The following is a 6,518-nucleotide window of genomic DNA, read 5'->3' on the forward strand; positions in this document are numbered from 1 at the left end:
TATAGCGGAACGATTCTCCGTACACCAGTCCCTATAGCCGCCGGGCCATGGCCCCCACCAGCCGTCACGCTCCTGGTCAAGCCTGTTCGAGACCTACCGTGCGTGGGGTATGCCCAGTTTCGCCGTCCGCACGACAGAGCTGGGACCGGAACGGGTCGATGGGGGAATCGCGCACTCGCGTGTCCATCGAGCCGGCCTCAGTCACAGCACGGCCGTACTTGCGGGACAGCGCTTGCCGGGATGTGCCTGCCCTCAAGGCTGGCGAGGCCAGTCACGCGGACAAGGACTATGGCTGGGGACGGCCGTCAGTTGGGTCGCCCGCTTGAGGCGCGGGCCAGTGCTGCTCGGTGTCGCACTTCGGCTTCGCGGCGCCGGTCGCCGGTCTCTCGAAAGATGGCAGCAGCGGTGGAAAGAGCCTCAACGGCCTCGCCGAATCTGTGTACCTGGCACAGACTGAGCCCGACATTCTTCCATGCGATGCCTTCGCCATGGCGGTCGCCCAGCTCCCGGCAAAGCGACGCGTCCTGGGCACCGACATCAGCAGCCTCGTCGAATCTGCCCTGTTCGGCGAGGGCCTGGCCGAGAAGATTCAGAGCAGAGGCCGCATTGTGGCGGTCGCCGGTTTCCCGGAAGAGGCTGACAGCAGTGGTGAGCGGAGTGACGGCCTTGTCGAAGCTTCGCTTCTGAAGCAAGAGTTGCCCCCAGTTGGCCCACGCCATCGCCTCGCACTGAGGGTATCCGATCTCCTTGGAGAGGCGAGCAGCGCCCAGAACAGCGTCGGCGGCCTCGTCCCATTGACGCATCTGAATCAATGCGGCACCGAGGTTGTTCAGCGCATGAGCTTCCCCGTGGGGGTCACCGAATTCACGGAAGAGGGCAGCGGCATCAGTGTGAGCCTTGACTCCCTCCTCGAACTTGCTCGCGCCGACCAGGGCCAGTCCGAGCGTGTCCAGCATCACGCTTTCTGCGTGGCGGTCACCTACTTTCCTCCAGTGAGCGACGATCTTGGTCAAGTAGCCCACGGCCTGCTCGGATCCGCCCAGCTTGATCTGGATGGGCCCCAAGATCCCCAGCACCCTGGCTCCGCCCAGGCTGTCCCCCAGCTTCCCGAAAAGAGCGGCAGCTTCGGTGAGGACGTTGACGGCCTCCACGATCCTTTCCAGCAGTGCCAGAGCCTGTCCGAGATTGGTCAACGTCATGGCTTCCGCGTGGCGGTCTCCGCCCTCACGGCAGAGATCGAGAACCTCAGTGAAGATGTCGACAGCTTCCTCGAACCTGCCTGCACGGACGAGGGCATTTCCTAGACTGTCGAGCGCTGCTCTCTCGTTGTGACGGTCTCCGGCCTCACGACTGACGGCGACAGCGGCGGTACTCAGGTTGATCCAGTCGTTGATGTGGCGGCGCACGTCGAAGAACGTGCCAAGAGCCAGTGGGAGTCCTGTCGCGGCGGCGTGGTGTGCTGGGGCGGCAGTGGCGGCGGCGATGAGGTTGCTCTCCTCGGCCTCCAGCCACTGCAGTGCCTGATCGCGGTCGGTGAAGTCGCCCGGGAGGGGCAAGCCCGGCGTTGTCTGCAGGTGGATGTTGGCGGCCTGAGCGGTAGCGAGGTAGTGGTCGAGCAGGCGCGCCACCGCTGCGTCCCGGCCGTCGTCCGTGGCGCGGGCGTGGCCGGCCTCGTCCGCGAAGAGCCGGACCAGGTCGTGCATCCGCCAGCGGCCCCAGACCTGCCCGGGCTCGACAAGATGTGCGTCGGCCAGGTGTTGCAGCAACTCCTCGGCCCTGTCGGTGTCGGTGCCGGCAAGGTGGGCGGCGGCTTCGGTGGACAGATCGGGGCCGCCGTTGAGGGGCAGCAGTCGGAACAGCCGGGCGTGATCACTGTCGAGGAGTCGGTAGGACAGGTCGAAGGCGGCCCGTACGGCCCGGTCGGGGCGGCTCAGCTTGTCCAAGCGGGTGTGCTCGGCCTGAAGGGCTGTGGCCAGGGAGGCCGCGGGGCGGGCAGGGGCGGCAGCCAGGAGGGCCACGGCGATACGCAGGGCCAGCGGCAGGCCCTCACACAGACCGGCGATCGTTTTCGCCGATTCCGGATCGTTGGCGAGGCGGGTGTCACCCTCTCCACGGGCCTGGCGCAGCGCCTGGTCGAGCAGGGCGACGGAGGCGGACTCCTCAAGGACGTCGAGGTCGTGGAGGCGGGCGTCCAGTCCGTCGAGGGTGTGACGGGAGGTGACAAGGGCGGCGGTCACACCGTCGGTGGGCAGCAGCGGGCGAACCTGCTCGCTGGTGAAGGCGTTGTCGACAACCACCAGGATCCGCTGCTGGTGTTCGGCGTAGGCGGCCAGCACGCTGCGGTACAGCCGCTGCCGGTCCTGCAAACCGTTGGGTATGTGATCGCCGGGCACGCCCAGTGCGCGCAGCAGGCCTTCCAGTGCCCGCTCGGGAGACAAGCGGCGCTCGGGGTCGTAGCCGGACAGGTCGGTGAAGAGCACCCCGCCGGGGAACCAGCCCTGCTTCTTGCGGGCCCGGGCAGCGGTCTGGACGGCCAGTTCGGTCTTGCCGATGCCGGCCAGACCGGACACTGCGGTCACCCGTACTGCCTGCCCGGCGCTCGCGCCGCTTCCGACTGGGGCCAGGTCTTTCAGCAGCCGGTCGACGTCCTGATCGCGGCCGGTGAAGGCGGCAGAAGGGGCGGGCAGGCCGGACAGTGCAGGGGTGATCTGCGGCGGCAGCTGCACGGTGATGTCCCGGCCCTGGATGACCGCGTGGAAGAAAATACCGCCGCCGATCGTGTTGCTGACCCGGTCTTCCGCTGCGCCCTCTTGGGCTGCCTCTGTCTGCCGCATGACAGTCAACCCCGCACTGGTGGGGAGGTGCTGTCGCCGTTGTCGGCATCGGCCGTCGGCTGTGCGGCAGGTGAGGGAGGCACAGAGGGCGGGGTGGCGAAGGACAGGCCGGAGAAGTTCCGTCCCTGCAGCACCGGCCCGTGCTGGGTACCGCCGCTGATGGTGTTGTGCACCGTGCCCTCGCCGGTGCTCACCAGCTCGGCCTGTTCCTGCCACGCTGCGAGGCCGGTACGGAAGTCCGTATCCAGCGCGGCCCGCACCGCGAGTGCGGTGCTCAGCGCCTGCGCTTGCTGCTGGTCGGTCGGATCCTCCTCCAGCCGCCTCAACTCCGCCTCGCCGGAACTGACCGACGGTGCCTCTTCACCGGCATCGCGACGGAACGGGCGCCGCACCAGAGCCGATAACCCCGCCCAGGTCTGCCGCCCGAGCTCCCCGCCGGCCCCGCCGGCCAACGCCGCCAGCAGTCCTACCGATACCGGGTCCACTCCGCACCACCTTCACCTTCCGTAATGAGGTTATTACCAGGAACGACGACCGGGAAGTAGGCGGTAGTTCCCACCCGTCGCCAGGCGTCTGCCTCATAGCGCCCCGGCGACCGTCCCTCCTCGCGTAGCCACGGTTCACGCACGCAAGGGGCGACCGGCTGTGCACACATGCGGACCGGGTCCACCGATGCGGCGGGCGCACGGTCACGGTCACCGTCCACCGGAAACGTCCGACTGCGTCACCCGGTTTCTCGCCGCCGGCACGGTCCACGGCACCGGGCGGGTGCGCTTCTTCAGCGGCAACCACACGTCGGCGCACTTCGGCGACCTCGCCCGTCATGTGGTCGAGGGCAAGCTGAACCCTGCGGTGGAATGGTCATCCCCTCGGAGAAGACAGCAGCGGCACACCAGGCGCTGGAGGAGGGTTGGCGTACAGGGCAGCGCAGCCCGAAGTGCCGCAACTGTTTTTTCATTGAAGTCAATTCGCCGGCCCTTATGCGCGAGCCGGCGATCCCGTCCGGGTGCGCTCCGGGTGCATCCGGACGGAAAAGTGACGCACGCCACGACCACGCGCTGTCCGATCGGTCAGGACTGACCGATCGGACAGTTATGGTGGAGGAATGGCACGCTCCGCCTCCGCCATGCGCGGCCAGATCCTGGAGTCGGCACTGCGACTCTTCGCCGTGCACGGCTTCCGCGGCACCTCGTTGCAGGACATCGCCTCCGACGCGGGCTGCTCGAAAGCATCGCTCCTCTACCACTTCGCCGGTAAGGAAAAGCTCCTCACCGAGCTGCTGGTCCCGGCCCAGGACGCGCTCGCCGCGCTGCTCGACCGCGTGGCCGGGCTGAAGGGCGACCGGCTGGTGGAGGAGACCGTCGTCGGGTACGTCGACCTGACACTGCGGTTCCGCCGCGAGATCCGGCTCCTGTTCGAGGACATCACCGAGATGTCCTGCCACCAGGACCTCAACGTCATGGAATTGGCGGACGGGCTGCTGGACGCACTGGCCGGCCGCTCGCAGCACCCACCGGCCCGAGTGGCGGCCTGGATGGCGCTGGGTGCCGTCTTCATCACCGGTGCCACCGACGACGAGGTGGCACCGGACGAGGTGCTGCGCACCGAAATGATCCGCAGTGCGCTGCGCACGCTCGACCACACCCCCAGTTGACCCCCTCACGGAAAGACCCCTCCTCCATGGCGACCTTGCTGTACCGGCTCGGGCGGTTCTCCTTCCGCAGAAGAGGCCGAATAGCCGCGGTCTGGCTGCTCCTGCTCACCCTGCTGGGTGTCGGAGCCGCCACCCTGATGGGCCCGACCAGCGACAAGTTCTCCATGCCGGGCACCGAGTCCCAGCGAGCCCTGGACGACCTCGACCGGCAGTTCCCGCAGGCCGGCGGAGCCACCGGCACCATCGTCGTCGCCGCACCCGAGGGCGAGAAACTGGACCCCGCCGCGGTGGCACCCGTGGTGAAGGAAGCCTCCCGGATCGACGGCGTCACCGCCGCCATGGACCCATTCAAGACCGGCGCCGTCTCCCAGGACGGCCGCTACGCCCTGATCCAGGTGCAGTTCGACAAGGCCGCCGACGAGGTCACCGACAAGCAGAAGTCGGCCTACGAGGCCGTCGGCGCCGACGTCGAGGACCTGCGGGTCGAACACGGCGGCGAAGTCATGGGCGGTGAGGTGGAGGTCGGCTCCACCGAGGCCCTCGGCGTCCTGGTCGCCGCGGTCGTCCTGGTCATCACCTTCGGTTCGCTGGTCGCCGCCGGCATGACCCTGCTGAACGCGCTGATCGGCGTCGCGGTCGGCATGGCCGGTCTCTTCTCCCTGACCAGTGTCATCGAACTGACCTCCACCGCTCCCATCCTGGCGCTGATGCTGGGCCTGGCCGTCGGCATCGACTACTCGCTCTTCATCACCTCCCGCTACCGCCAGTACCTCGCCGAGGGCCTCCAGCCCGACGAGGCCGCCGGCCGCGCTACCGGCACCGCCGGCTCCGCCGTCGTCTTCGCCGGCGCCACCGTCGTCATCGCCCTGGCCGGCCTCTCCGTCGTCGGCATCCCCTTCCTGAGCGTGATGGGCCTGGCCGCGGCGGGCACCGTCGCCGTCGCCGTACTGGTCGCCCTCACCCTGCTGCCGGCCTTCCTCTCCTTCGCCGGCAAGAAGATCATGCCGCGCAAGCAGCGCCAGACGGACGGGCACACCACCAAGGACGCAGCCACCACGGAGAGCTTCGGCTTCACCTGGGGCCGGCTCGTCACCAAGCTGCGCATCCCGCTCCTGGTCGTCGGCATCCTCGGGCTGGGCGCGCTCACCCTCCCGGCCCAGGACATGCGCATAGCCCTGCCGGACGCGGGCACCGCCGCCGAGGGATCCCCCGCACGCCAGGCGTACGACCTGACGTCCGAAGGCTTCGGCGAGGGCTTCAACGGCCGTCTCATCGCCGTCGTCAACGGCAAGGACGCGCAGTCCACCGGTGCGGCCGCCGAGAAGGCCACCGCCCTCATCAAGGACACCGACGGCATCCTCACCGTGGCCCCGCCGCAGCTGAACGAACAGGGCACCACCGCCCTGCTGGCCGTCATCCCCGAGGCCGGCCCGACCGCCGTCGCCACCGAGGACGCCGTCCACGACATCCGTGACCGGGTCGCGGGCATCGAGGGCGCCGACATCGCCCTCACCGGCGCGACCGCCCTGGGCATCGACGTCTCGGAGAAGCTCGCCGACGCCCTGCCGGTGTATCTGCTCCTGGTGGTGGGCCTGTCCATCCTGCTGCTCATGCTGGTTTTCCGGTCGATCCTGGTACCGCTGAAGGCGGCCCTGGGCTTCCTGCTCACCGTGGGCGCCACCTTCGGCATCACCGTCGCCATCTTCCAGCAGGGCCACCTCGCCGGCCTGGTGGGCGTCGACACCCCCGGCCCGCTGGTCAGCTTCCTGCCCATCCTGCTCATCGGCATCCTGTTCGGCCTCGCGATGGACTACGAGGTCTTCCTCGTCTCCCGGATGCGCGAGGACTTCGTCCACGGAGCCGACCCGCAGGCGGCCATGGTCAGCGGCATGGGCCACAACGCCCGCGTCGTCACGGCCGCCGCGCTCATCATGACGTCCGTGTTCGCGGGCTTCGTCCTCATGGACGACCCGATCATCAAATCCATCGGGTTCGCCCTCGCCGTCGGCGTGGTCATCGACGCCTTCGTC

The 6,518-nt window shown here is 68.6% G+C and carries 4 protein-coding genes; 2 read left to right on the forward strand and 2 right to left on the reverse strand.

What is annotated here, in order from left to right; genetic code table 11:
- Positions 1-305: 305 nt before the first annotated feature.
- The gene (locus IE172_RS25085) at positions 306-2,834 is read right to left on the reverse strand and encodes a tetratricopeptide repeat protein (RefSeq protein ID WP_190099564.1); all 2,529 of its coding nucleotides are present in this window, start codon (positions 2,832-2,834) and stop codon (positions 306-308) included.
- A gap of 5 nt (positions 2,835-2,839) precedes the next feature.
- Positions 2,840-3,319 (reverse strand): hypothetical protein, encoded by a 480-nt coding sequence (locus tag IE172_RS25090; RefSeq protein ID WP_190099565.1) that lies wholly within the window; start codon positions 3,317-3,319, stop codon positions 2,840-2,842.
- Positions 3,320-3,939: 620 nt separating this feature from the next.
- Here IE172_RS25090 and IE172_RS25095 point away from each other — a divergent pair.
- Together IE172_RS25095 and IE172_RS25100 are read left to right on the forward strand one after the other, a co-directional pair.
- Positions 3,940-4,488 (forward strand): TetR/AcrR family transcriptional regulator, encoded by a 549-nt coding sequence (locus IE172_RS25095; RefSeq protein WP_190099566.1) that lies wholly within the window; start codon positions 3,940-3,942, stop codon positions 4,486-4,488.
- Between the two features lie 26 nt (positions 4,489-4,514).
- Positions 4,515-6,518 (forward strand): MMPL family transporter (locus IE172_RS25100; protein WP_229886358.1); only part of this gene is annotated, 2,004 nt, incomplete at its 3' end.

Source organism: Streptomyces griseoflavus, from assembly GCF_014649995.1.
Taxonomy (GTDB): domain Bacteria; phylum Actinomycetota; class Actinomycetes; order Streptomycetales; family Streptomycetaceae; genus Streptomyces; species Streptomyces griseoflavus.